This is a genomic window from Actinomadura rayongensis (assembly GCF_009831215.1).
Classification (GTDB): Bacteria; Actinomycetota; Actinomycetes; order Streptosporangiales; family Streptosporangiaceae; genus Spirillospora; species Spirillospora rayongensis.
In genome coordinates this window covers 1,261,204-1,284,249 of record NZ_WUTW01000002.1, presented here as the reverse complement: position 1 = coordinate 1,284,249, position 23,046 = coordinate 1,261,204, and the positions used below count along the sequence as shown (strand labels likewise).

The 23,046-nt window shown below is 71.7% G+C and carries 23 protein-coding genes and 2 tRNA genes; 12 read left to right on the top strand and 13 right to left on the bottom strand.

The annotated features are described in order from the left end of the window. Positions 1 to 155: 155 nt before the first annotated feature. The gene (locus tag GQ466_RS15340) at positions 156 to 1,589 is read left to right on the top strand and encodes a CCA tRNA nucleotidyltransferase (protein ID WP_161103510.1); all 1,434 of its coding nucleotides are present in this window, start codon (positions 156 to 158) and stop codon (positions 1,587 to 1,589) included. After that, positions 1,586 to 2,899 carry an adenosylmethionine--8-amino-7-oxononanoate transaminase gene (locus GQ466_RS15335; protein ID WP_161103509.1) on the top strand — a complete coding sequence of 438 codons (1,314 nt, stop codon included), beginning with the start codon at positions 1,586 to 1,588 and terminating at the stop codon, positions 2,897 to 2,899. Before GQ466_RS15340 ends, GQ466_RS15335 begins: the two co-directional genes overlap by 4 nt. Here the strand turns inward: GQ466_RS15335 and GQ466_RS15330 are convergent. Then, positions 2,896 to 4,122 (bottom strand): FAD-dependent monooxygenase, encoded by a 1,227-nt coding sequence (locus tag GQ466_RS15330; RefSeq protein ID WP_161103508.1) that lies wholly within the window; start codon positions 4,120 to 4,122, stop codon positions 2,896 to 2,898. The genes GQ466_RS15335 and GQ466_RS15330 overlap by 4 nt on opposite strands. 57 nt (positions 4,123 to 4,179) lie before the next feature. Then, positions 4,180 to 5,724 carry an MDR family MFS transporter gene (locus GQ466_RS15325; RefSeq protein ID WP_161103507.1) on the bottom strand — a complete coding sequence of 515 codons (1,545 nt, stop codon included), beginning with the start codon at positions 5,722 to 5,724 and terminating at the stop codon, positions 4,180 to 4,182. Positions 5,725 to 5,882: 158 nt separating this feature from the next. On the opposite strand from GQ466_RS15325, the gene GQ466_RS15320 reads away from it, so the two are divergent. The 4 genes from GQ466_RS15320 to GQ466_RS15305 all read left to right on the top strand — a co-directional run bounded on the left by GQ466_RS15320 (position 5,883) and on the right by GQ466_RS15305 (position 9,646). Continuing rightward, the gene (locus GQ466_RS15320) at positions 5,883 to 6,479 is read left to right on the top strand and encodes a TetR/AcrR family transcriptional regulator (RefSeq protein ID WP_161103506.1); all 597 of its coding nucleotides are present in this window, start codon (positions 5,883 to 5,885) and stop codon (positions 6,477 to 6,479) included. A 433-nt stretch (positions 6,480 to 6,912) separates the two neighbouring features. After that, positions 6,913 to 7,542, top strand: coding sequence for a sigma-70 family RNA polymerase sigma factor (locus tag GQ466_RS15315; RefSeq protein ID WP_161103505.1), 630 nt, complete (start codon positions 6,913 to 6,915; stop codon positions 7,540 to 7,542). Continuing rightward, on the top strand, positions 7,539 to 8,402 hold the full coding sequence (locus GQ466_RS15310) for a hypothetical protein (RefSeq protein ID WP_161103504.1): 864 nt from the start codon (positions 7,539 to 7,541) through the stop codon (positions 8,400 to 8,402). The genes GQ466_RS15315 and GQ466_RS15310 overlap by 4 nt, the downstream gene beginning before the upstream one ends. Positions 8,403 to 8,647: 245 nt before the next feature. After that, positions 8,648 to 9,646: a trypsin-like serine peptidase gene (locus GQ466_RS15305; RefSeq protein WP_161103503.1), complete on the top strand. Its 999-nt coding sequence runs from the start codon at positions 8,648 to 8,650 to the stop codon at positions 9,644 to 9,646. Between the two features lie 126 nt (positions 9,647 to 9,772). Here the strand turns inward: GQ466_RS15305 and GQ466_RS15300 are convergent, their stop codons facing one another. After that, positions 9,773 to 10,888: an alpha/beta hydrolase-fold protein gene (locus GQ466_RS15300; RefSeq protein WP_161103502.1), complete on the bottom strand. Its 1,116-nt coding sequence runs from the start codon at positions 10,886 to 10,888 to the stop codon at positions 9,773 to 9,775. A gap of 123 nt (positions 10,889 to 11,011) precedes the next feature. Here GQ466_RS15300 and GQ466_RS15295 point away from each other — a divergent pair, with 123 nt between their 5' ends. Further along, positions 11,012 to 11,617 carry a TetR family transcriptional regulator gene (locus GQ466_RS15295; protein WP_161103501.1) on the top strand — a complete coding sequence of 202 codons (606 nt, stop codon included), beginning with the start codon at positions 11,012 to 11,014 and terminating at the stop codon, positions 11,615 to 11,617. Here the strand turns inward: GQ466_RS15295 and map are convergent. After that, positions 11,614 to 12,378 (bottom strand): type I methionyl aminopeptidase, encoded by a 765-nt coding sequence (map, locus tag GQ466_RS15290; protein ID WP_161103500.1) that lies wholly within the window; start codon positions 12,376 to 12,378, stop codon positions 11,614 to 11,616. The two genes, GQ466_RS15295 and map, sit on opposite strands and share 4 nt — an antisense overlap. A gap of 85 nt (positions 12,379 to 12,463) precedes the next feature. On the opposite strand from map, the gene GQ466_RS15285 reads away from it, so the two are divergent. Further along, positions 12,464 to 12,733, top strand: a complete 270-nt coding sequence (locus tag GQ466_RS15285) for a helix-turn-helix transcriptional regulator (RefSeq protein WP_161103499.1) — start codon at positions 12,464 to 12,466, stop codon at positions 12,731 to 12,733. On the opposite strand, the gene GQ466_RS15280 is transcribed toward GQ466_RS15285, so the two are convergent. From GQ466_RS15280 to GQ466_RS15270, 3 genes are read right to left on the bottom strand one after another with little or no spacing between them, the layout of a single operon-like run. Then, on the bottom strand, positions 12,730 to 13,986 hold the full coding sequence (locus tag GQ466_RS15280; RefSeq protein WP_161103498.1) for an MFS transporter: 1,257 nt from the start codon (positions 13,984 to 13,986) through the stop codon (positions 12,730 to 12,732). The genes GQ466_RS15285 and GQ466_RS15280 overlap by 4 nt on opposite strands. Positions 13,987 to 13,995: 9 nt before the next feature. Beyond that, complete coding sequence (locus tag GQ466_RS15275) at positions 13,996 to 14,841, bottom strand: MBL fold metallo-hydrolase (protein ID WP_161103497.1); 846 nt, start codon at positions 14,839 to 14,841, stop codon at positions 13,996 to 13,998. A 47-nt stretch (positions 14,842 to 14,888) separates the two neighbouring features. Beyond that, a complete protein-coding gene (locus GQ466_RS15270; protein ID WP_161103496.1) occupies positions 14,889 to 15,338 on the bottom strand; it encodes a winged helix-turn-helix transcriptional regulator in 450 nt (149 codons plus the stop codon). A gap of 69 nt (positions 15,339 to 15,407) precedes the next feature. Between GQ466_RS15270 and GQ466_RS15265 the strand changes: the two genes are divergently transcribed. The 3 genes from GQ466_RS15265 to GQ466_RS15255 all read left to right on the top strand — a co-directional run bounded on the left by GQ466_RS15265 (position 15,408) and on the right by GQ466_RS15255 (position 18,395). Beyond that, complete coding sequence (locus GQ466_RS15265) at positions 15,408 to 15,935, top strand: pyridoxamine 5'-phosphate oxidase family protein (protein ID WP_161103495.1); 528 nt, start codon at positions 15,408 to 15,410, stop codon at positions 15,933 to 15,935. A 155-nt stretch (positions 15,936 to 16,090) separates the two neighbouring features. Continuing rightward, positions 16,091 to 17,515: a hypothetical protein gene (locus tag GQ466_RS15260; protein ID WP_161103494.1), complete on the top strand. Its 1,425-nt coding sequence runs from the start codon at positions 16,091 to 16,093 to the stop codon at positions 17,513 to 17,515. A gap of 82 nt (positions 17,516 to 17,597) precedes the next feature. Continuing rightward, positions 17,598 to 18,395, top strand: a complete 798-nt coding sequence (locus tag GQ466_RS15255; protein ID WP_161103493.1) for an SAM-dependent methyltransferase — start codon at positions 17,598 to 17,600, stop codon at positions 18,393 to 18,395. 69 nt (positions 18,396 to 18,464) lie between these two features. Here GQ466_RS15255 and GQ466_RS15250 read toward each other — a convergent pair whose 3' ends face one another. The 3 genes from GQ466_RS15250 to GQ466_RS15240 all read right to left on the bottom strand — a co-directional run bounded on the left by GQ466_RS15250 (position 18,465) and on the right by GQ466_RS15240 (position 19,817). Next, entirely contained in the window at positions 18,465 to 19,637 is a 1,173-nt protein-coding gene (locus tag GQ466_RS15250) for a cytochrome P450 family protein (RefSeq protein ID WP_202420442.1), read from the bottom strand. Positions 19,638 to 19,652: 15 nt separating this feature from the next. Continuing rightward, positions 19,653 to 19,728: transfer RNA gene (locus GQ466_RS15245), tRNA-Met, on the bottom strand. Positions 19,729 to 19,745: 17 nt separating this feature from the next. Beyond that, a tRNA-Arg gene (locus GQ466_RS15240) sits at positions 19,746 to 19,817 on the bottom strand. Positions 19,818 to 20,017: 200 nt separating this feature from the next. Here GQ466_RS15240 and GQ466_RS15235 point away from each other — a divergent pair. After that, positions 20,018 to 20,296 (top strand): hypothetical protein, encoded by a 279-nt coding sequence (locus GQ466_RS15235; protein ID WP_161103491.1) that lies wholly within the window; start codon positions 20,018 to 20,020, stop codon positions 20,294 to 20,296. A 46-nt stretch (positions 20,297 to 20,342) separates the two neighbouring features. Here the strand turns inward: GQ466_RS15235 and GQ466_RS15230 are convergent, their stop codons facing one another. The 3 genes from GQ466_RS15230 to GQ466_RS15220 all read right to left on the bottom strand — a co-directional run bounded on the left by GQ466_RS15230 (position 20,343) and on the right by GQ466_RS15220 (position 22,934). Beyond that, the gene (locus tag GQ466_RS15230) at positions 20,343 to 21,788 is read right to left on the bottom strand and encodes a DHA2 family efflux MFS transporter permease subunit (RefSeq protein WP_161103490.1); all 1,446 of its coding nucleotides are present in this window, start codon (positions 21,786 to 21,788) and stop codon (positions 20,343 to 20,345) included. A gap of 5 nt (positions 21,789 to 21,793) precedes the next feature. Then, positions 21,794 to 22,369, bottom strand: a complete 576-nt coding sequence (locus tag GQ466_RS15225; protein WP_161103489.1) for an NADPH-dependent FMN reductase — start codon at positions 22,367 to 22,369, stop codon at positions 21,794 to 21,796. 154 nt (positions 22,370 to 22,523) lie between these two features. Continuing rightward, complete coding sequence (locus tag GQ466_RS15220; RefSeq protein ID WP_161103488.1) at positions 22,524 to 22,934, bottom strand: hypothetical protein; 411 nt, start codon at positions 22,932 to 22,934, stop codon at positions 22,524 to 22,526. Between the last annotated feature and the right edge of the window lie 112 nt (positions 22,935 to 23,046).

Genomic DNA, 23,046 nt, shown 5'->3' with positions numbered 1-23,046 from the left:
CCGCACCACGGGTCGATGTTAGCCGCGCCGCGGGACCCGTCCGACCGATGGCCCGGGGCGTCGGCGGCGCCCGCTACCGTTGGTCGGAGGCGCTCCTGGTGCGGGCCGTCCCGCCGAAAGTCCTTTGCCCTTCATTGACCGAGGAAATACGTTACATGGCCGTGCCCGAACAGAACGTCACCCGGCGGACCGCGATCGCCGACCTGCTGCGCGGCGCCGCGCCCGTCGCCGAGGCGCTCGGCGAGCGCTTCGCCGCGGCGGGCCACGAGCTGGCCCTGGTCGGCGGGCCGGTCCGGGACGCGTTGCTGCGACGGCCGACCAAGGACGTGGACCTCACCACCGACGCGCCGCCCGAGCGGATCCTCGCGCTCATCGACGGCTGGGCCGACGCGGTGTGGACGGTCGGGATCGAGTTCGGGACCGTCGGGCTCCGCAAGGACGGCCACGAGCTGGAGATCACGACCTACCGCAGCGAGTCCTACGACCCGAAGTCCCGCAAACCGGACGTCGTCTACGGGACGTCCCTGGTCGAGGACCTGCGCCGCCGCGACTTCGCCGTGAACGCGATGGCCGCGCGGCTGCCCGACTACGAGTTCGTGGACCCGTTCGGCGGCCTCACCGACCTGAAGGACGGGCTGCTGCGCACGCCGGGCCGTCCGGAGGACTCGTTCGGCGACGACCCGCTGCGGATGCTGCGCGCGGCGCGGTTCGCGTCCCAGCTCGGCTTCTCCGTCGCGCCGGACGTCGTCGCGGCGATGAAGGAGATGGCCGGGCGCATCGAGATCGTGTCGGCCGAGCGGGTGCGGGACGAACTCTCCAAGCTGGTCTGCGGCGCGCACCCGCGCGAGGGCCTGGCGCTGCTGGTGGACACCGGGCTGGCTTCCTTCGTGCTGCCCGAGCTGCCGAAGCTGCGGCTGGAGATCGACGAGCACCACCGGCACAAGGACGTCTACGAGCACTCGCTGATCGTCCTGGAGCAGGCCATCGCGCAGGAAGAGGACGGGCCGGACCTCGTCCTGCGGCTCGCCGCGCTGCTGCACGACATCGGCAAGCCGCGCACGCGCCGGTTCGAGGACGGCGGCCGGGTGTCGTTCCACCACCACGAGGTGGTCGGGGCGAAGATGACGCGCAAGCGGCTCACGGCTTTGCGGTACCCGAAGGACGTCATTTCCGACGTGTCGCGGCTGGTCGAGCTGCACCTGCGGTTCCACGGGTACGGGAACGGGGAGTGGACGGACTCGGCCGTCCGGCGGTACGTCCGCGACGCGGGGCCGCTGCTGTCGCGGCTGCACAAGCTGACCCGCGCGGACTGCACGACGCGCAACCGCCGCAAGGCCGAACGCCTCCGCCGGACCTACGACGACCTGGAGGTGCGCATCGCCCGGCTCGCCGAGGAGGAGGAGCTGGCGGCGATGCGGCCGGAGCTGGACGGCAACGAGATCCAGTCCGTTTTGGGCATCGGCCCTGGGCCTTTGGTCGGGCAGGCGTACAAGTTCCTGCTGGACCTGCGGCTGGACCAGGGCCTGGTCGGCAAGGAGAAGGCGACCGAGGAGCTGCGGCGGTGGGCGTCCGAGCAGGGGATCGCATGATCGACCTGCAGCTGGGCCGGATGAGCCCCGCCGAGGCGGCGCGCCTGACCGAGTTCGACCGCTCCCACGTCTGGCACCCCTACGCCCCCATGCCCTCGGCTGTGTCGCCGGAGCTGGTGGTGGCGGCGTCCGGGGTGCGGCTGACGCTGGCGGACGGAACCGAGCTGATCGACGGCATGTCGTCCTGGTGGGCCGCGATCCACGGCTACCGGCACCCGGCGTTGGACGCGGCGGTGCAGCGTCAGCTGAACAAGATGTCCCACGTCATGTTCGGCGGCCTGACCCATCCCACGGCGATCGGCCTGGCCGAGCGGTTGGTGACGCTGACTCCCGCGCCGCTGACCAAGGTGTTCTTCACCGACTCCGGCTCGGTGGCGGTCGAGGTGGCGATCAAGATGGCGCTCCAGTACTGGCGGGCGCGCGGCGTCTCCGGCCGGCACCGGCTGCTGACCGTCCGGGGCGGTTACCACGGCGACACGTTCGCGGACATGGCCGTGTGCGACCCGGTGAACGGGATGCACCACCTGTTCACGGACGTCCTGACGAAGCACGTCTTCGCGCCGCCGCCCCCGCTCGGCTACGACGAACCGCCCTCGGCGTCGTATCTGGACGAGCTGTCGCGCCTGGCGGCGACCCACGCCGACGAGCTGGCCGGAATCATCGTGGAGCCGATCGTTCAGGGCGCCGGCGGGATGCGCTTCTACGCGCCGGAGTACCTGCGCGCCCTGCGCGACCTGGCGGACGAGCACGATCTGCCGCTGATCCTGGACGAGATCGCCACTGGCTTCGGGCGCACCGGCCAGCTCTGGGGGTGCGACCACGCGGAGGTCGTTCCCGACATCATGTGCGTCGGCAAAGCGATGACCGGCGGCTACATGACGATGGCGGCCACCCTGTGCACCGACGAGATCGCGACGACCATCTCGTCCGGCGAGGGCGGCGCCCTGATGCACGGCCCCACCTTCATGGGCAACCCGCTGGCGGCGGCCGTGGCCTCAGCCTCGATCGACCTCCTGCTCTCCCGCGACTGGCAGGACGAGGTGGACCGCATCGAGGCCACCCTGACCGCCGGCCTCACCGGCGCCGACGAGCTGCCCGGAGTGGCCGACGTCCGCGTCCTGGGCGCGATAGGCGTCGTGGAGGCGAAGGAGCCCGTGGACGTCCCGGCCGTCCAGGAGATCGCGATGGAGCACGGCGTCTGGCTGCGTCCGTTCGGCAAGCTCGTCTACACGATGCCTCCGTACATCTGCACCGACGACGAGACGGCCCACATCGCCGACGCCCTCTACGCGATCGCCGAGTCCCTCTAGTCGTCTTTCCCTTCTCGGCGTGCCGTCACGGCGGCCAGGTAGGCGGTGAGGGCGGCTGTGTCCTGGGTGCGCAGTCCGACGTGTCCGTCCGGGCGGACCAGGACGAGTTCGTCGTCGTGCGCTTGGTAGGCCGTCCGTGCCGTGGCGTGCGGGTCGAGCAGGTCGGAGCCGATCGAGTAGGCGTTGACCCCGGCGACGTCGGGCAGCGGGCCGACGCCGAACCGGTAGAGCGTCCAGTCGCCGCCGCGCTGCAGCTCGAACAGGCGCACCGGGCGTCCGTCGGGCCGGGAGCAGAGCGCGTCGGGGCTGCGGTCGCCCGGGTGCGGACCGGCGCCGTCCCAGGGCGGGCTGAGCGGGCCGCCGCGGTAGGTGATGCCCAGGCCGGACATCGCGTCGAGGTCGGAGTCCTCGAACCACGCGAAGCGCGTCAGCAGTTCCTTGGAGAGGCCCAGCACGGCTGCGGCCATCGGCAGCCGTTCTTGCTCGTAGGTGTCCAGCAGCGGCTCGGGTGCGCCGTCGAGGACCGCGGCCAGTTTCCATCCGAGGTTGATCCCGTCGTGGACGCCGGTGTTCATGCCCTGGGCGCCCGCGGGCGCGTGGACGTGGGCGGCGTCTCCGGCGAGCAGGACGCGTCCGGTCCGGAAGCGGTCGACCATCCGCTCGTTGTAGCGCCAGCGCGAGGTCCACAGGGCTTCGCGGAGCGTGACGACGCCGCGGCCGTAGGCGTCGTCGACGAGAGCCTGGTAGGTGGCGAGGGTCGGCTCGACGTCGCCGTCGCTCTCGTCGATCTCGGCCTGGAGCACGAACGAGTCGGTGGCGGGCAGCGGCACCAGCGACAGGCGCTGACCACCGGACCGGCGCCGGGCGTGCCACCAGTCGCGGTCGACGCCGTCGAGGCGGAAGTCCCCGAGCAGCATCTGCCGTTCTTCGCGGGTCACGCCGAGGAACGACACGCCCGCGAGCTTGCGGACGGTGCTGGACCCGCCGTCCGCGCCGACCAGCCATCCGGCGCTTACGTGCTCGCCTGAGGAGAGTTCGACGGCGACGTCGTCCTCGCCGGGCCGCATTCCGGCCAGCCGCGTGCCGAACTCGGCCCGGACGCCGTACCCCGCGAGCAGGTCGCGCAGGACTTGTTCGAGCCGCCACTGCGGCAGGACCATCGAGCGGGCGAACGGTGTGGTCGGTGTCGGCTCGACGCCCTTGGTCATGTCGTGCTCGTGCACGCCGCACAGCGGAGTCAACGAAGCCGCCGAACTAGCCGCCCCCGAGGGCGCACACGGTCAAGGGGTCGGTGCCGGTGCCTTGCCCGTCACGGCGGGGGTGCCGGTCGGCGGTGCCTTGCGGAGCGGTGTTTCGATGACGCACAGCGCCGCGATGAACGCGACCGCGCACAGGATCGCCCCGGTGAGGAAGATCTGGTGGGTGCCGCTGGTGACCGCATGCAGGTACGCGTCCTTGGCCCCGGCGGACAGGTGATCCAGGGTGTGCGCGTCCGTCCGGACACCGCCGCCGGTACCGGGCAGGTGCGACTGGACGGCGCGGGTGAACAGTGAGCCGAAGACCGCGACGCCGAGGGATCCGCCCAGGGTGCGGAAGAGAGTGACCGCGCTCATGGCGGCGCCCATGTCGCGCATGTCGACGCTGTTCTGGGCGATGGTGCCGGCCATCTGCTGGGTGAGGCCGAGCCCGATGCCGACGAGGACCATGTAGGTGCAGGTCAGAATGCGGGACGTGTCGGTCCCCATGGTGGCGAGCAGCCCGAGACCGACGGCGAGGAAGGCGGCGCCCAGGATCGGGAAGACCTTGTATCTGCCGGTGGCGGACATGATCTTGCCCGCGATGGTGGAGACGATCACCACGGGGATCATCAGGGGCAGCATGAGCAGGCCGGAGTTGGTGGCCGAGGCGTCCTGGACCGTCTGCTGGAACAGCGGCAGGTACAGGCCCGCGCCGAACATGACGACACCGGCGGCCAGGAGCAGGACGATGGCCAGCGGGAAGTTCCGGTGGCCGGTGAAGATCCCCGGCGGGAGCACGGGCTCTGCGGCCCGCCGCTCAGTGCGGACGAACCCGCCGAGCCCGAGCACGGCGACAACGCCCAGGCCGAGGATCTGCCAGGAGCCCCAGGCATACGTCGTGCCCGCCCACGTCGCGGCCAGCACGGTCGCGCTGATCGTGACGGTCAGCAGGGCGATGCCCAACCAGTCGATCCCGGCCTTGATGAGCCGGGTGGGCACGTGCAGCGCCCGCCACAGCCACACCAGGGCGAACAGCCCGAGCGGCACGTTGACGTAGAAGGCCCAGCGCCAGCCCCAGTGTCCGGTGATGAAGCCGCCGAGCAGCGGGCCGCCGATGGTGCCGATCGCCATGATGGACGCCGTCATGCCCTGGTACCGGCCGCGTTCGCGCGGCGGCACGAGAGCGGCGATGAGGGCGAACGCGCCGGCGCCGATGCCGCCCGCGCCGATGCCCTGCAGCGCGCGGAAGGCGATCAGCGCGGGCATGGACTGGGCGGCGCCGCAGAGCGCGGAGCCGGCGAGGAACACCGCGACCGAGGCCAGGTACACGGGCTTGCGGCCGAACAGGTCCCCGCACTTGCCCCAGATCGGGGTGGTGACGGCCGTGACCAGGGTGTAGGCGGTCACCACCCAGGAGATGTGCTCCAGACCGCCGAGATCACCGACGATCGTGGGCATCGCGGTGCCGACGACCATGTTGTCGAGCATCGCCAGCAGCATGGCGAGCATGACGCCGAGCAGCACCCAGCGGACGTTCCTGGGCACGCTTCCCGGAGCCGCCGGAAGGGCGACGGAAGATGCGGACATGACGAATCACTCCCTCAGGGAGGCGTGGCGAACGAGAAGGGGGGCCGCCGACCGGATGGGGGCGCACCACAGCGACCACTCCAGAGAACCACAACGAATCTAAAGATGCAACAGCTCTACTTTTCAATCCGACTCACACTCTGCGATAGAGTGCGCGCATGGAAGTGATCCAGGAGCCGCAGACGCCGGGACGCCGCGAGCGCAAGAAGGCGGCCACCCGCAAGGCCATCGCCGACGCCGCCCTACGCCTGTTCCTGGAACGGGGCTACGACGACGTGGGAATCCGCGAGATCGCCGACGCCGCCGACGTCTCGACCGCCACGCTCTTCAAGCACTTCCCGAGCAAGGAGGCGCTCGTCTTCGACCTGGACGCCGACCGCGAGGCCAGCCTCCTCGACGCCGTCCACCAGCGCCCCGAAGACCAGTCGATCCTGGCCGCACTCCGCGACTACATGCTGGCCAGAGCGAACATCACCCAGGACGCCGAAATGGCACAGTTCCTCAACCTCATCCGCTCGACCCAGGCCCTGAGCGACTACGCCCACCGCATGTGGATGCGACACGAGGGCGCACTCACCCAAGCCATCGCCGAGGCGAGCGGAGCCCCACACGACGACCCCACCTGCGCGGCCCTGGCCCACTTCGCCCTGGAAACCGCCGCCCTGGCCCGCGCAAGCACCGACCCCACCACAGCCGTCAAAAGCGCCTTCGCCCTCCTGGAACACGGCTGGAACACCACCCGCCCAGCCACCTGAAACCAACAGCACACCCACACAACGGGCGAAGGCCGCGTCCGTGGTTCGCCGCGCCGCCGACGCGGCGCGCAGGTGCAGTACGCCCGTCACGACCACACCGGCCAGAGCGCCCGTCACGGCGACGATGCTGGTCCACATGTCAGACCGTCCCGCCTTGTTCAACGCCGCCGCCGCGGACCGCCAGTGCGCCTCGTCAAAAGAATCTCGGCTCAGATTCCTGTTGATCTTGCGTCGAGGTCTCTTACGGGCGGACGGCCCGCCGTCGCGGAGCACATTACGGCGATGTTCCGGGCGGGGGCTGAGACGGGAGCGGACTAGATGACGGCTGTCTTGCCGGTGGTGGCGGCGGTGGCGCCGGTGCTCGCCGCGGTGATCGTTGTGGTGGACGGCCGATTGCGCGGTCGGCGGGACACGGCTTCACCGGGCCGGTGTGATGAGTGATGGCCAGGATCGCGAGGCCGCGCGCCGCCGCGGGCCCGACCGGGCCGGCGGCGGCGCAGGCGTGGACGCCAGGATGGCGGCGATGCGGCAGGACTTCCTGGACTTCTTCGACGCCGAGTTCCACCTGGTGGTGCGGTTCGTGATGCGCGATGGCGCGGGCCTGCACGATGCCCAGGACTGTGCTCAGCACGCGTTCGTGCAGGGCTGGCGGACGGTGCAGAACGGCCGGTGGGAGCAGATCACCCAGCCACGCGCCTGGATCCGCACGGTGGCGCTGCGACATCATCGGACCTTTGATCGGAGGCAGGTCCCGGTCCTGCAGCTCCCCGAGGCGCCCGCACCCGGCCCGGGTCACGCCGAGATCACCGGCCAGGCCCGCGACCTGGTGGCCGCGCTGCGGCTACTGGATCAAGACGCGCGGACGGCACTGGCCTTCACCCTGGATGACATCCCCACTCCCGTGATCGCTGCGCACTTGGACGTTTCCGAGCAGCGGGTCTGGGACCTGCTCAAAAAGGCCCGCCGTACCCTCAAGAAGCACCTGCCTGCTCCGCCGGAACGACCAGCGGCCCTCGCAGACGGCACCGACACGACCGGCTACGAAGGGAGGCAAGGGCGATGACCAACTCCAACGGCCCGTCCCCACCGGACAACGAGCCCACCGACACCGACCTCACCGACACCGAGTTGGACGCCGCCCTCGCCGCCGGCGATGCCCAGTTGCTCGACCATGTGCGCACACATGCTGACCCGGCCGCCGCACTGACCGCCCTGCTCGACGACACCCCCGCCAGCGCCCCGGCGGACCCGGCCCAGCCCACCTCCGGTGACGCCGACACCTCTGCACTCCGTGCAGCAAAGGCCGCCGACCAAATCCGCAACCGCGACCACGCTCTTACCCTCGGCCGCGAACTCGACAGCGCCCTCGACCGCGCCCGCGCCCTCGACCGCGCCCTCGTCAGCACCCTTGGCAGGGCCCTCGCCCTCGGCAGCGTCCTCACCCTTGAAAATGCCCTCGACCTCGCCCGCGACCTCGCCAGCGCTCTCGACCGCACCCTCGACTACGACCGCGCCCGCGCCCGCGCCCTCGACCGCGCCCGCGGCCAAGCCAGCGACCTCGCCCTCGCACTCGCCAGCGCCCTCGACCGCGCTCGCGCCCGCGACTTCACCAGCGTCCTCGACAGCGCCCGCGCCCGCACCCTCGCCCGCACCCTCGCCAACTCTCTTATCCGCGCCCGCGACCACGCCCGCGGGCGCGCACGCGACCTGATGGCGCTGCCGGTGAACGCCTCCGGCGCCGACCTGACCGGCATCCGATTGACCGACCTGGCGGCCCTGGACGGGGTGATGTGGGATGAGCACACCCGCTGGCCGCCCGACCTGCGCGAGCTGATCGCCGGCCGCTCGCAGGAGGTGACGCCCGGCGTCTACCAGGTGCGAGGCGGGACCGAACACGACCCGCACACAGCCCCGAGCCGATAGCACTTCGGGCCATGCCGATCAGCAAATCTCCAGGCCGTTGGGGATTCCGAATACGACACAGCCGAATACGACACGGCACCGGTCCCGGTCAGCCGGTCGGTGCGGGGAGTTCGAGGAGGGGGAGGCCGACCCGGGTTCGGCGACTTGGTCGGAGCACGAAGCGGGCCGGGTGTTGTTGCTGAGTGTGGTCGGGTGGTCACCAGCGCTTAAGTTGCTCTTATCCGGGGTTCCTAGCGTTGCGCCCCATGACAAAGATCAACTGGTTGCGGAGACCGGTCCGGGTGTTGGGGGCGGCGGTCATGGCGGGGGTGCTCGCTGCGGCGGTGGCGCCCGGCGCGGAGGCGGGGGCGGCGCCGGGCGGCGCGGCACGGACCGTGACGAGCACGGCCCGGCTCTCGGACGGGAGGCCGGTGAACAGCGCCGCCGCCGTGAAGAAGGTCAGGGCCTACTGGACGGCCGCGCGGATGAAGGCCGCCCGTCCCGTCCCCGTCGCGAAGGCACCGGCCGGGAGGCTGTTGGCCGGCACGGCGCCGACCGGGAAGCCGGGCTTCTCACCGCCCGCCAAGCCCACGGGGAACGGCGATGTCAAGGCGTCCCTCCTGGAGTCGCCCGTCGTCGGCAAGGTGTTCTTCCTCAATTCGAAAAGTGAGAAGCGCGTCTGCTCGGCGAGCGCCGTCAACAGCCCGTCCAAACAGCTCGTCGTCACCGCCGCCCACTGCATCCATGAGGGAGCGGGCGGCACCTGGGTGAGAAACTGGATGTTCAAGCCGAAGTACTACTACGGGTCGGAGCCGTACGGCACTTTTGTCGCGAAGTCGTTCGCCACGTTCAGCTCGTGGATCACCAGCAGCGACAAGATGCGGGACATCGGCTTCGTGACCACCGCGCCGAACGCCGACGGCAGGAAGCTCGTCGACGCGGTCGGCGGTAACGGTCTGGCGTGGAACCAGCCGAAGGAGGTCAAGGTGACCGTTTTCGGTTATCCGGTGGACTTCCACGGCGGCGAGATCCAGCGGTGGTGCGAGGGCACCACGTCCGACGGCGGGAACTACACGATCACGATCGGCTGCAAGTTCAACGCCGGAGCCAGCGGCGGCCCGTGGATGATGAACTTCGACGCCGGCACGGGACTCGGCGTACTCGACGGCGTGACGAGTACCGTCGATTTCCTCGGCTACGACAACGCGTCGTATTTCGACACCGCGGTCCAGTCGGCGTACAACGCGCAGGGCACCGTGACCTGATTCTCCGGCCCGCCGGGGTCCGGCCGCGTGGCCCGGACTTCCCGGCGGGCCGTCCGCCCGCCACGGCCGGAAGGTGAAGGACGCGGGAGCCCTTCCGGCCGTGGCGGGCGGCGATCGTCCGCAGGGCTAGGGCTTGGGGGCGCCCCAGCCGTTCGGGCAGGTGGCGGGGGTGGTGCCGTAGCGGTAGTTCAGGAAGTCCTTCAGGTCCGCTCGCCAGTACTCCCAGTGGTGGGTGCCGGTTCCCTGGCAGTAGCGGTGGGCGAAGCCCTCGTTGTTGAGCGCGCCGTGGAAGGTGTCCGACTGGCCTTTCACGGCTGCTTCGAGAAGGTCCAGGCCGTGCGCGGCGTCGAGGCCGCTGCCGGAGTAGAGCGCGAGCTTGATGTTCTGGGCCTTGTAGACAGAGACGAGGTCCAAGGGGTTGAGCCTCGTCCAGGTGGTCTCCGGGTCGCCGAAGACGTCCTTGATGTCGGCGGCCAGGTAGCTGCCGTCGCCGCCGTTCACCGGCTGCTCGGCGGCGGTGATCGCCGAGCCGGAGATCAGCGTGAGGTTGTTCGCTACGACGACCTCGCGTGCTCCTATGTCGGTGCGGATATTGGACGGCGGCGAGAACGCTCCGACGGCCGAGAACAGGTCCGGGTGGCGGGCCGCGTAGCTGAGTGCGCCGAATCCGCCCATGGAGAGGCCGGCGACGGTGCGGTGCATGCGGTCGGCGGACGTCCGGAAGTTGTCGTCGATCCACGGAATAAGCTGCTGAATGTGGAATGTCTCCCACAGCGGACGGCGTCCGCCCTTGTCGCCCTTCGTCCAGTCCGTGTAGAAGCCGGACTTGCCGCCGTCCGGCATCACCACGATCCCGTTGAACGGGCTGCCGCTGGTCGCCAGCGTCGTCGCGATCTGCCCGGAGTCGGGGGAGGTGTCCGCCCAGGGCAGCGCGCCGTCCAGCGGGTCGTTCGCGCCGTGCAGCAGGTACAGGGAGTCGTAGCGGGTCGTGTCGCCGGTGTTGTTGTACGTGGACGGCAAGTAGATGCGCACATGGACGGGCTCGAAGATCGCCGCCGTGCTGACGACGGCGTCCAGCATCCGCGGATCGCCGTTCACCTCGGTGAGGCTGTCCAGCGTGATGCCGTGCGAGTTCGGGTGCGGAAGGACCGGGGTGGCGCGGGCGGACGGTGCGGCGAGGGCCAGCAGCAGAACCGCCGCGAAGAAGACCGAGAGCGAGCGCGCTGGGCGCGGAACGTGCACGTGAGCCTCCGGAGGCGGGGGGCGAAACTTGCTAAACGTTCGCTTAGTAAGCGTGATCCACAACGTCCGCCCCGTCAAGCGCGATAAGTTCACCGGCACGGTTCCCCGAGCGGAGGAGAGCAGGTGCCCAGCCAGGCGGAGCGGTCGGCGGCGTCCCGCCGGGAGCTCATGGACGCGGCCATCGCCCTGTTCGCCGAGCGCGGCTACCACGCCACCTCCGTCGCTGACATCGGCGCCCACGCCGGCCAGAGCCGCGCGGCGGTCAACTTCCACTTCGGCTCCAAAGAGGCCCTGCTCCTGGCGATCGTCCGGCACGTGGTGGAGGAGTGGGAAGAGCACATGCTGCTGCCCGAGCTGGAACGCGCCGCGACGTCGCCGGAGGCCCTGACCGACGCCGGTTTCGGCGCGCACCGCCGCCTGCTGGCCGAGCAGCCGATGATGTTCGCGCTCCACCACCACCTGATGGCCGAGGCGATCGGGCCGAACCCGGCCGTCCGGGACGCGTTCGCCGCGCTGAACCGGCGGGTGCGCGGACGCATCGCCGAGCTGGTCGGCCTCGCCAAGGCCGCGGGCACCGTCCCGGACGACGTGGACCCGGACGGCCTGGCCGGCTGGCTGCTCGGCGCGCTGCGCGGCATCGCCCAGCAGCACCTCGTCGACCCGGACCTCGACCTGGACGCCGCCTACGGGGAGCTGCGGCGGGCCGTCCTCGCCCGGGTCCGGCGCTAGCGGGCGGTGAGGACGAGCGGGCCGTCCTCGGTGATCGCGACGGTGTGCTCGGAGTGGGCGGTGCGGGAGCCGTCGGCGGAGCGGATCGTCCAGCCGTCCGGGTCGTAGACGATGCGGTCGGTGGTGCGGGCGAACCACGGTTCCAGCGCCAGGGTCAGGCCGGGGCGGAGTTTCAGGCCCCGTCCGGCGCGGCCCATGTTGGGGACGTGCGGGTCCTCGTGCATCGTCCGGCCCAGCCCGTGCCCGCCGAACTCGGTGTTGACCGGGTATCCGTACGCGTGGGCCACCGCACCGATCGCGGCGGAAATGTCGCCTAGGCGATTGCCCGGGCGGGCCGCGTCGATCGCCGCCGCCAGCGCGTCCTCCGTGGCGCGGACGATCCGCTGGTCCTCCGGGTCGGGCGTGCCGACGATGACCGTGCGCGCCGAGTCGGCGACCCAGCCGTCGATGCCGACGGCGAAGTCCGCGCTGAGGACGTCCCCGTCGCGCAGCGTGTAGTCGTGCGGCAGCCCGTGCAGGACGGCGTCGTTCACCGACAGGCAGATGACGTTGCGGAACGGACCGCGCCCGAACGACGGCGAGTAGTCCCAGTAACAGGACTCCGCCCCGCGCTGTTTGATCATGCCGCGCACGTGGTGTTCCAGGTCCAGCAGGTTCACGCCGACGTCGGCGAGCCGTCCGACCTCCGACAGCACGTCGGCGACGAACCGCCCGGTGACGTGCATATGCTCGATTTCGGCGGGCGTCTTCAGTTCGATCACGATGACCCTCGGCTACACGGAATGGGTGGTATTTCTATACCGTACCGCTTGACGGTATAGAAATACCAGCTGTACGCTGAGCGCCATGGTCCGCCACCCGCTCACGCCCGAACAGATCGAAGCCGGCCGTCGGCTCGGCGCCCTGCTGCGCCTCGCCCGGGCGGGCCGCGACCTCGCGGACGTCGCGGACGCGGCCGGCATCTCCCCCGAGACCCTGCGCAAGATCGAGACGGGTCGGCTGCCCTCCCCGGGCTTCGGCACGATCGTCCGCCTCGGCGAGGCGCTCGACGTGCCGCTGCAGGAGCTGGCGGACGTCTGGCGCGGTAGCGGCCTGCCGCTGGAGGCCGTCTCCTAGACGGGCGCGGGCGCGCGAGAACCGAGCCGGAAGACGGCGGCCGAGGCCAGATAAGCCGCGACGACGCCCGTCAGGACGGGCAAAGACGCCCCGTCCCCGTGCAGGCAGGCGGCGGTCACGGCGGCCGAGGCGGCGAAGACCGCGTTGAAGAGCATGTCGTAAAGGGTGAAGACCCGTCCCCGGTAGGCGTCCTCGATCGACTCCTGCAACGTCGTGTCCGTGCACAGCTTCACGCCCTGCGACACCACGCCCAGCAGGAACGCGCCCACCGCCCACGGGACGGAGGCGAACGGCGGCCCGAGAACGGCGAGCGCTACCCCGCCGGCGGACAGCAGCAGTGCGGTCCACACCGGCTTGCTTATTCGCCGGACGATCGGTGGCGTGATGACCGCCGCGACGAAGTAGCCCGCGCCGGAGACGGCCAGCATTGTTGCGAAGACCGTTAGTCCCGCGTCCGCGTCGCCGTTGGCGAAACGCTCCCGGCACAGCAGCAACGTCATCATCAGGACCACGCCGTACAACAGGCGATGCACCGAGATGGCGGCCAGCGCCAGCACGGCCGGACGACGATCCGCGACGTGCCGCGCGCCGTCCGCCAGGCCCCGCAGGACGTTCGCGAGCGCCGCGCCGTCCGCCCGGCCGAGCGGGCCGCGCGGCAGCCGGGACGCGACCAGCCCGGCCAGCGCGAACAGCCCCGCGGCGGCCACGAGCAGCAAAGCCGTGCCGCGCGCGCCGCCGCCCGCGAGCCCCCGCAGCCCGTAGCCGACCCCGGCCCCGGCGAACGCGACGACCGTCCCGGACGTCACCGCGAACGCGTTCGCCGTCACCAGGTGCGGACGCGCCACGACCTGCGGCAACGCCGCCGACAGCGCCGCCAGGAAGAACCGGTTCACCCCGAGCACGACCAGGACGAGCAGGAAGAACAACGGACCGTCGTGGCCCGTCCCGACGAGCGCCGCCACGAGCAGCAGGAGCGCGGCGCGCACCACCGGCGCCCAGATCAGGATGCGGCGCCGCCGCCACCGGTCGATGAACACCCCGACGAACGGGCCGAGCACTGAGTAAGGCAACAGCGTCACGGCGAACGCGGCGGCGGCCTCGCCGGGCGACGCCTGCCGCTCGGGCGAGAAGAAGACGTATCCGGCGAGCGCGACCTGGAAGACGCCGTCGGTGAGCTGGGACGTCAGCCGCGTCGCGTAGAGGCGGCGGAAGTCGCGTCCCCGCAGGATCGCCCCAAGATCACCGGCCCGCACCGCCTCACTCTATGCGGCCGTCAGCGCGCCGAACGCCCGCCGGGCGACCGGGGGCAGGACGCGCCCGAACACCGTCCCGGCGAAGTGGCCGCCCGCGACGAGCGTCCGCTCGTCCTCCAGCTCGCGCAGCAGGCGCTCCCGGGTGGCGGCGGCCTGCTCCGGATCGTCGTCGAACCGGAAGGCCCAGGCGGATTCGGACACCTGGACCTGGCAGTGCATCACGTCGCCCAGGATGATCAGCCGCCGGTCGCCGCCGGTGACGACGAGGCTGAGGTGCCCCGGCGTGTGGCCCGGCGTGGCGAGGACGCGCAGGCCGGGCGCGATGTCCTCGCCGTCGGCCACGAAGGCGATCCGGTCGGCGAGCGGGGCCTGCACGGCGTCCGGATCGGGGCCGATCGCCTCGGACGTCCCGTGCCACCGCTTCCACTCGTCCGCCGCGACGAGATGCCGCGCGTTCTCGAACGTCAGCCGCCCGTCGCGGCTCGTCCAGCCGACGTGGTCGTGGTGCAGGTGCGTGTAGACGACGGTGTCGATCTCGTCCGGACGCAGCCCCTCGGCGGCGAGCGCGTCCAGCAGCGCGCCGCCCCGGAACGACGCCAGCCCGGGGACGGCGAAGTCCACCGCGCCGAGGCCGAGGTCCACGAGGATCGCGCGGCCGGGCGTACGGACGAGGAACGAACCGATGCTGATCGGTAGCCGCCCGTCCGGATCGAGGTAGGCGGCGTGGCGCGCCCAGCCGTCCGGCCCGCTCGCGGGGAACGCGGCGGCCGGGACGACACGGGCATGACCATCGGGCAGAAACGTGACGGTGGTGTCGCCGAGCCGGACGGCGGCTCGGGCGGCGGGCTGGACCATGGGGGCACTCTCCTTCGCTTCGTCACTCACTATCGGAGAGTGAGGAGCTAGGAGGAAGAACGCACTTGCAAGTGCGTCCGGTCGTACTCCAGCCGGGCCGACTCCACCGCGTTGATATGCCGCTCGGCCCAGTCCCGGACGGCGGCGAGCGGTTCCTCCAGCGTCAGGCCCAGCTCGGTCAGCCGGTACTCGACGCGCGGCGGGACGGTCGGGTGCGTCCGCCGGGCCACCAGCCCGTCCCGTTCCAGGCTCCGCAGCGTCTGCGTGAGCATCTTGTCGCTGATGCCGTCGATCACCGCGCGCAGCTCGGAGAACCGCAGCGTGCCGGGGGCGAGCGCGCCGACGATCAGCGCGGTCCACTTGTCGGCGATGCGGTCGAGCGCGGCGCGGGACGGGCAGGGGGCGCTGTAGACGTCGGCGGGCCGTCCGTCCGGGAGCCGGGACAGCGGGGACCGGCCGGGCGTGCCGGGACGGGGCCGGCGCGTGCGCGGAGCCATGCGCGCCAGGCTAGGCGACGAGTTTCGGTAACCGCGCGGGTCGGTACATGCGAGATGGAAGGAGATCCCATGGCCGAGATCGAGCCGGTCGCCGAGTTGAACGAGGGCTTCAGCGAGCCGGGCGTCGCGCCGCGCCCCTGGTCGGACGTGGTGGACGTGCTCACGCGGCCGGAAATGTTCTGGCTGTCGACCGTGCGCCGCGACGGCCGCCCGCACGTCACGCCGCTCCCGGCGATCTGGCTGCACGGCAGCCTGCACTTCTGCGTCGGCCCTGACGAGCAGAAGGCGAAGAACCTGGAGCACGACGCCCGCTGCGTCCTCACGACCGGCACGAACCGGTTGCGCTCCGGGCTGGACGTCGTCGTCGAGGGCTTGGCCGCGCGCGTGACGGGCAGGGAGCGCATCCGCGAGCTGGCGGCGCTGTGGGACGAGCGGCTGGACTGGCCCTTCGAGCCCACCGAGGACGGCTTCCGGGGCGCCGACGGACGGTTCGCGCTGGTCTTCGGCGTCGCCCCGACCAAGATCCTCGCGTTCGGCAAAGCGCCGTACAGCCAGACCCGCTACCGCTTCCCGATCGTGACATCAGGGACGAAATAACAAATCCGGATCGCGCTGGGCGGCGAACTGAATCCGGGACGGCATTTGGCGTTCCCTTCGCGTCCGGTCACGAAAGAATCCGTGACCGGATTGCTACTCTTCGTGGCCGACCGGGCGTGGAACCCCGCGCCAATCCGACCCCGAGGGACCTGCCCGTGCCCAGGATTCCAGTACGACGCGGCCTGCCGTTCCTCGCGGCCGGGCTGATCACGGTGGCCGCGTTCGCCGCCGGGAACGCCACCCGCGCGGACGGCCCCGTCGCGGGCGCCACCAAGCCGTCCACAGCGAAAGTGGACAAGAACCTCTATCCATTCGGGATGCCACAGGGCCGGCCCGTCATCCCCCCGCCGCCGCCCGGCGAGCCCACGCTGGCGCCCGCCTACGCGACCAAGACCACGACGCGGCTGTGGGGCGCGGACCCGTTCCAGAAGGCGGTGTCCGTCACGCAGCACGTGTGGCCCGCCGAGCGCCCGCTGAACCGGCGGGGGGAGAACGACAACGTCCCGGACCGTCCGTGGGGCGTCACGCTCGTCACCCCGGACGACCCGCTCACCGCCATCAGCGCCACCCCGCTCATCCACTTCCCGAACGACGCACCGATCCTCTACGTGACGCGGCACGGCGTCCCGCGCGTCACGCTCAACGAGATCAAGCGACTCGGCGACACCGGCATCGAACGGCACGGCGACGTGGACGCGTTCCTCGTCGGCGCGGCGGCGAACCCGGAGGTGAAGCGGCAGCTGGCGGCGATCGGCGTGAAGTTCACCAGCGTCACCGGGCGGGACGTCTACAGCCTCGCCGACAACATCGACAAGTTGTACGGAAGCATCGAGAACCCGGACACGGGCGTCCCGCAGATGGGCACCAGCGCCAGCAGCGGCGGCAACGGGATGCAGAACGTGATGATCGGCGCGACGAACGCGTGGCAGTACGTCCTGCCCGCGACGCACTGGGTGTCGCACATGCCCACCGGCCTGCTGTGGGTGGACAAGAACCGCCTCCCGGACGCCACGATCGACGCGCTCAAGCGCCGGGGCATGCACGGGACGATCTACGTCTTCGGCGGCCCCGACCAGGTCTCGCCCGCCGTGGTGAAGCAGCTCGCCGAGTACGGCGCGGTGTCGCGGGTGACGTCCGACGACGGCGTCCTGTTCAACGCGCCGCCGAAGAACACGCCGGTCAACACGGCCGTCTCGTTCGCCAAGATGTACGACCCGATGGGCATGGTCGGCTGGGGGATCACCGGGCCGGGCCACGGGTTCACGCTGGTCAACCGGCACGACTGGCAGAGCGCGGTGGCGTCCGCGCCGCTGTCGCACCTCGGGTTCCACGCGCCGCTGCTGTTGACCGACAGCCCGTCCAAGCTGCCGAAGGAGGTCGACCGCTACTTCCGGTCGGTGGCGCCGCGCTTCCTCAACTCGCCCGCCGAGGGTCCGTACAACATGACGTTCGTGATGGGGAGCTGGACGGACATCACCTGGCGGATCCAGACCGACATCGACTTCGTCTCCGAAATGATCAACGGACGGGCCTGGAACAGCAGCGACGGCGGCCGGTACAGCGACTCCGGCCAGCCCTGAGCCGCGCGGGAACGTTCCAGCACCGCAGGACGTCCGAAGTGTCTAGGCTGAGGCGGATCGGCCGAGACGACGGAGGTGCCCGATGGCGGACGAGCGGCCCCAGGTGGACCTGCGGACGGACCGCCCGCACCCGGCCCGCGTCTACGACGCCCTGCTCGGCGGCAAGGACAACTTCGCCGCCGACCGCGCCGCCGCCGCGGCGGGCATCGAGCGGTCGCCCGAGGTCCGCGACATCGCGCTGGCCAACCGCGCGTTCCTGCGCCGGGTCGTCACCGAGGCGGCGCGGGCCGGGGTCCGGCAGTTCGTGGACCTCGGGACGGGCATCCCGACCAGCCCGAACGTCCACGAGGTGGCGCAGGCCGTCGCGCCGGACGCCACCGTCGTCTACGTGGACAACGACCCGATCGTCTCCGCGCACGCCCGCGCGCTGCTCCCGGCCGGCGCCACGACCGCGATCATCGAGGCGGACCTGCGCGACCCGGACGCGATCCTGGACGACCCCAAGTTCCGCGCGCTCGTGGACTTCTCGCGTCCGGTGGCGGTGCTGATGGTCGCGATCCTGCACCACCTGCCGAACGAGGCGGACCCGGCCGGGATCGTCGGCCGCTTCCTCGGCCCGGCCGCGCCCGGCAGCCTGCTCGCGATCTCCCACCTCGGCGCCGACCTCGCGCCGGAGAAGGCCGTCGGCGTCTCGACGGCGGCGGCGCAGGGCGGCATCACGCTGCTGCCCCGCGACCGCGCGGACATCCTGCGCTTCTTCACCGGCCTGGACCTGCTCGACCCCGGCCTGGTCCCGCTCCCGCTCTGGCGCCCGGACGGCCCCGACGCGGGCGACGTCACGAAGGTCTGGTCCTACGGCGGCCTGGCCCGCAAGCCCTGACCGCGCCCGGCGCGATCCGTGGACGTCCGGCCCGCGCGGGATCAGGTCCGTCGCCGTCCTGTCCGGAGGTCACGTTCGTGGTGTGAACGTCACCGGGAGGGCGTGCAGGCCGCGGACGACGAAGCTCGGCTGCCGGGGCAGGTCCGCGACGGGCGCGGCGAGCGCCAGGTCGGGCAGGCGCAGCAGCGTCGCGAGCCCGATCGCGCCCTCCAGCCGGGCCAGGCGCGCGCCGGTGCAGTAGTGGACGCCCCGGCCGAACCCGAGATGGGGCGCGTCGTCGCGGGTGATGCGGAACGCGTCCGGGTCGGGGTAGCGGGCGGGGTCGCGGTGCGCGGCGGCGAGCGAGATCACGACCGGCTCCCCGGCCGGGACGACCGTGCCGCCGATCTCCACGTCCTCGGTCGCGAACCGCCACGCCGCGACCTCCATCGGGCCGTCGTAGCGCAGGACCTCCTCGATCGCCGCGTCCACGAGCGACGGGTCGGCGCGGACGAGGTCGAGCTGGTCGGGGTGGGTGAGCAACGCGATGAGCGCGTTGCCGAGCAGCGCCACGCTGCCCTCGTGCCCCGCGATCACGAGCAGGAAGATCATCGACAGCAGCTCGGCCTCGTCGGCGTCGCTGCGGGCGAGCGCGCTGATCAGGTCGTCGCCGGGGGTGCGGCGCTTGGCGTGCAGCAGGTCGCGCAGGTAGTCGCCGGGCGCGGGCGCGGGCGCGCCGGGGACGGCGTTGGACGTCCACTGCCGGAACAGCCCCAGGTCACCGGCCGGAACGCCGAGGATCTCGCCGATCACCGCCGCCGCGAGCGGATAGGCGAACTCGCCGACGACGTCGGCCGTGCCGCGCGCGGCGAACGCGTCCACCAGCGCGTCGGCGATCTCCTGGACGCGCGGGCGCAGCGCGTCCACCCGCCGGGTCGAGAACGCGCCGGAGATCAGGCCGCGCAGCCGGGTGTGCTCGGGCGGTTCCCGGGTCAGCAGGTGGACGTCGAGCGCGGCCTCGTCCTCCAGCCGCCGGCCGCGGTCCGCGGCGCGCCAGGCCGCCACGGCGACGCGGGGGTCGCGGCTCAGCCGGGGGTCGGCCAGCGCGGCGCGCGCGTCGTCGTACCGGGAGATCCACCAGCAGGACAGGCCGTCCCGGATCCGCACCCGGTGGACGGGGGCCTCCGCGCGGAGGCGGTGATAGGCGGGATAGGGATCGACGTCGAAGTCCGGACCGAGCAATTCCCGTTTCAGGTGCCGCACGATCCGCATCCTATGACGCGCGAGCCGGATTCGAACCGGCGATCTCGGGCTTATGAGACCCGCGGGGACGGCCGAACTCCCCTATCGCGCGCTCGGCATTTCCGCCGGTACCCCAACCAGGAGTCGAACCTGGATCCCCGGTTCCGTAGACCGGTACTCTGTCCATTGAGCTATTAGGGCGACGGGCGCGGGTACGCCCTGCTCGCGCCGCCCGGAATTGCTCCGGGCCGCGCAGGAAGAGGATGCGTCACGCGACGTTCCCGAGGCAACGCATTTTCCGGGGCGCCCGAGCCTTTGCCGTTTGCTGGCGGCCGTCGGAACATGACGCGAACCCCGTCCGGGCAGAAGCCGGAAGATCATCGCCTAGAAGGGGGTTCCCCATGCTCAGCGCGCTGCGCAAGTCAGGTCTGTCCTCGCAGATGATGTACACGGCCGGGTTCGGTTCCATCGGCGTGTCCGTGATTTCGTGGCTGGTGTCCCGCGCCCGGCAGGACGTCAACCGCGCCGACCACTGGGGCCTGTTCGTCGGCCAGTGGGCGCCCACGTTCTTCGCGCTCGGCGCCGCGCTGCGCCTGGAGGAGCAGTGGGGCGACGAGGCGCCGTACCGCAAGTCGTCCGAGGCGGCCGAGCAGCTGCGGGAGACCATGCCCGTCGGCTGACCGCGTCCGGCACGCACGCCCGCGGGCGTGCGTGCCGGTGGGTTGCTCACTTCCGGCGGGAGAGCAGCAGCGCCGGGACCAGCGCGGCCAGGATCAGCCCGGCCGCCGGTAGATAGGTGCGCTGGAACGCGTCCGCCAGCGCGGGCGCCAGCGCCGCGTGCGCGTCGGCGCTCAGCCGGTGGACGGCCTGGAGCCCGCCCGCGACCGGGAGTCGCGCCGCGAGGACGACCGACGACACCGCCGTCCCGGCCGCGCCCATCGTCGTGATGACGAGGTTGACCAGCGTGCTGCCGCTCGGCGTCTGCTCGCGCGCCAGGTCGCGGGTCGCGACGGTGACCAGGGGCATCATCGTCCCGCCGCCGCCCGCCCCCATCAGCAGCATCGTCGCGCACAGCGCCCAGTAGGGCGCGTCGGCGCTGAGCTGGAGCGTGAACAGACCGAAGCCGGTGAACGCCACGAGGATCGAGCACGGCAGGTACCGGCCGGGCGGGACGCGGTCGATGATCCGTCCCGCGACCTGCATCGTCAGCCCGGACGCGAGCGCGAACGGGATCCCGAGCAGCCCGGCCCGCGTCGCGCTCTCCCCCCGGACGACCTGCAGATACAGCGGCAGCAGCAGCATCGAGCCGAAGTAGCCCGCGGAGAACAGCGTCAGCGTCCCGGTGGCGGCGGCGAACGACCGGTGGCGCAGCAGCCGCAGGTCGACGAGCGGATGCGGCGTCCGCAGCGCCCGCCGGACGAACCCGGCGACCAGCGCCGCGCCCGCGAGCAGCGGGACGAGCACCTTCGCCGCCGCGAACCCGCCCTCCTCGCCCGCCGCCGTCACGCCGTAGATCAGCGCGGCGAGGCCGGGCGACAGCAGGAGCAGGCCGGGGACGTCCAGCGGACGGCGCTCCTCCCGGACGTCGGCGGGGAAGATCCGTCCGGCCAGCGCGAGGACGGCCAGCCCGATCGGCGCGTTGAGGAAGAACATCCAGCGCCAGGACACGTCGTCCACGAGGTAGCCGCCGAGCACCGGCCCGCCGAGCGGCCCGACGAGGATCGCGAGCCCGAGCAGGCTCATCAGCCGGCCGAGCCGGTCGGGCCCGGCGGCGCGCAGCAGGATCGTCATGCCGACCGGCATGATCAGCCCGCCGCCGAGGCCCTGGAGCACGCGGAACGCGATCAGGGACTGGATGTTCCACGCGGAACCGGCGAGCAGCGAGCCCAGCGTGAACGCGACGATGGCGAGGAGATAGAGGCGTTTGGCCCCGAAACGTCCGGCCGCCCAGGCCGAGACGGGGACGACCGCGCCGAGCGCCAGCGAGTACCCCGTCGCGACCCACTGGAGCGTGGCGAGCGGCGCGTCGAACGTGACGGACAGATGGTTCAGCGCGACGTTCACGACGGTCTGGTCCAGGGCGACCATGACGGAGCCCAGCACCAGCACGAGCGCGATCGTCACCGGGTTGCGCGTCGCGGCGCGCGCCGGAGCGGTGGTGGCGGTGGTCACGGCGCTCACCCCGCGTACGGACGGACGGTCCGGGCGTCGCGCAGGGCCGTCCCCCACCAGGTCAGCCGGTCGAGCAGCACGGACGCGGCGACGTCGGCCCCCGGCGGACCGGTCAGCGCGCCGGTGCCGTCAACGTGGCCCCAGGGGTTGTGGAAACTGACGGTGTCGCGGATCCCGACGGCGTGCAGCTCGGCGAACACGGCCCGCAGGTGCTCCACGGCCCGCAGTCCGCCCGACACGCCCCCGTACGACACGAAACCGACCGGCTTGGCCTGCCACTGCTCGTAGTGGGAGTCGATCAGGTTCTTCAACGTGCCGGGGTAGCTGTGGTTGTACTCGGGCGTGACGACGACGAACGCGTCGGACTCGGCCAGCGTCGCGGTCGCCTCGGCGGCGCTCGGATGCGTCGCGGGCGCGCCGAGCGTCGCGGGCAGCCGGGTCTCGGCGGTGTCGACCACGTGGACGGCCAGTTCGGCGCGCTCGCGCGCCTTCGCCTCGAACCATTGGGCGATCGTCGGGCCGAAGCGGCCCTCGCGGCTGCTGCCGACGATGATCGAAAGGTTGAGCGGTCGGTCGGTCATGGGAACTCCAAGATCGTGCGGTCATCGCGGCCGGTTCCCCGGCCGCTGCGACCCACGATGAGACCTCAACTAATCTTGAGGTCAAGCTCCTGTGACGCCCGACACGACGAAGCCCCGCTCCCGGTGCGGGAACGGGGCGTCCGGTTCGTCCCAGTTACTGGGGGCTGCGCAGGTACTTGACGCAGGCGAGCGTCGCGGCGCGCAGCTTGTTCTGGTCGGCCGTCGGGGGAGCCGTCTGGCGCGGCGAGACGTTGATGCCGTGCCGCTTCATGCAGGCCGTGAACTGCGAGACCGCCTTCGGGGTCGGGATCGAGGGCAGGCCGCTCGGCGTCCCGCCCGCGCGCGGCGTGCCGGTGGGCCGGCCGTCCGGCGCCCCGCCGGTGCCGGGAGCGGCGCCGTCCGGCGTCCCGGTGGACCCGCCCGGCGACGGCGCGCCCGACACGGGGGGCAGGGACGCCCCGGCCGAGGGCTTGCCGTCCTTGTCGTCGCCGCCACACGCGGTGAGCCCGAGCGCCAGCGCCGAGACCAGCGCCAGCGCGGCGATCCGGCCGCGGTCGATTCTCATCGGTGATCCTCTCCGGGGGTGGTCGGCCCACGCTATGCGCTCCTTCGGGCGGTGCGCCAGACGTGCGCGGAGCAGAAGATCGGTGGTCGTTTTCGCGGTGGGGAACAATCCC

Excerpts from the sequence above, each read along its gene's own strand:
- GQ466_RS15220 (WP_161103488.1), bottom strand. The coding sequence starts at position 22,934 with ATGAGAATCGACCGCGGCCGGATCGCCGCGCTGGCGCTGGTCTCGGCG.
- GQ466_RS15235 (WP_161103491.1), top strand. The coding sequence starts at position 20,018 with ATGCTCAGCGCGCTGCGCAAGTCAGGTCTGTCCTCGCAGATGATGTAC.
- GQ466_RS15285 (WP_161103499.1), top strand. The coding sequence starts at position 12,464 with ATGGTCCGCCACCCGCTCACGCCCGAACAGATCGAAGCCGGCCGTCGG.
- GQ466_RS15270 (WP_161103496.1), bottom strand. The coding sequence starts at position 15,338 with ATGGCTCCGCGCACGCGCCGGCCCCGTCCCGGCACGCCCGGCCGGTCC.
- GQ466_RS15335 (WP_161103509.1), top strand. The coding sequence starts at position 1,586 with ATGATCGACCTGCAGCTGGGCCGGATGAGCCCCGCCGAGGCGGCGCGC.
- GQ466_RS15265 (WP_161103495.1), top strand. The coding sequence starts at position 15,408 with ATGGCCGAGATCGAGCCGGTCGCCGAGTTGAACGAGGGCTTCAGCGAG.
- GQ466_RS15225 (WP_161103489.1), bottom strand. The coding sequence starts at position 22,369 with ATGACCGACCGACCGCTCAACCTTTCGATCATCGTCGGCAGCAGCCGC.
- GQ466_RS15325 (WP_161103507.1), bottom strand. The coding sequence starts at position 5,724 with ATGTCCGCATCTTCCGTCGCCCTTCCGGCGGCTCCGGGAAGCGTGCCC.
- GQ466_RS15320 (WP_161103506.1), top strand. The coding sequence starts at position 5,883 with ATGGAAGTGATCCAGGAGCCGCAGACGCCGGGACGCCGCGAGCGCAAG.
- GQ466_RS15340 (WP_161103510.1), top strand. The coding sequence starts at position 156 with ATGGCCGTGCCCGAACAGAACGTCACCCGGCGGACCGCGATCGCCGAC.
- GQ466_RS15275 (WP_161103497.1), bottom strand. The coding sequence starts at position 14,841 with ATGGTCCAGCCCGCCGCCCGAGCCGCCGTCCGGCTCGGCGACACCACC.
- GQ466_RS15310 (WP_161103504.1), top strand. The coding sequence starts at position 7,539 with ATGACCAACTCCAACGGCCCGTCCCCACCGGACAACGAGCCCACCGAC.
- GQ466_RS15315 (WP_161103505.1), top strand. The coding sequence starts at position 6,913 with ATGAGTGATGGCCAGGATCGCGAGGCCGCGCGCCGCCGCGGGCCCGAC.
- GQ466_RS15305 (WP_161103503.1), top strand. The coding sequence starts at position 8,648 with ATGACAAAGATCAACTGGTTGCGGAGACCGGTCCGGGTGTTGGGGGCG.
- GQ466_RS15255 (WP_161103493.1), top strand. The coding sequence starts at position 17,598 with ATGGCGGACGAGCGGCCCCAGGTGGACCTGCGGACGGACCGCCCGCAC.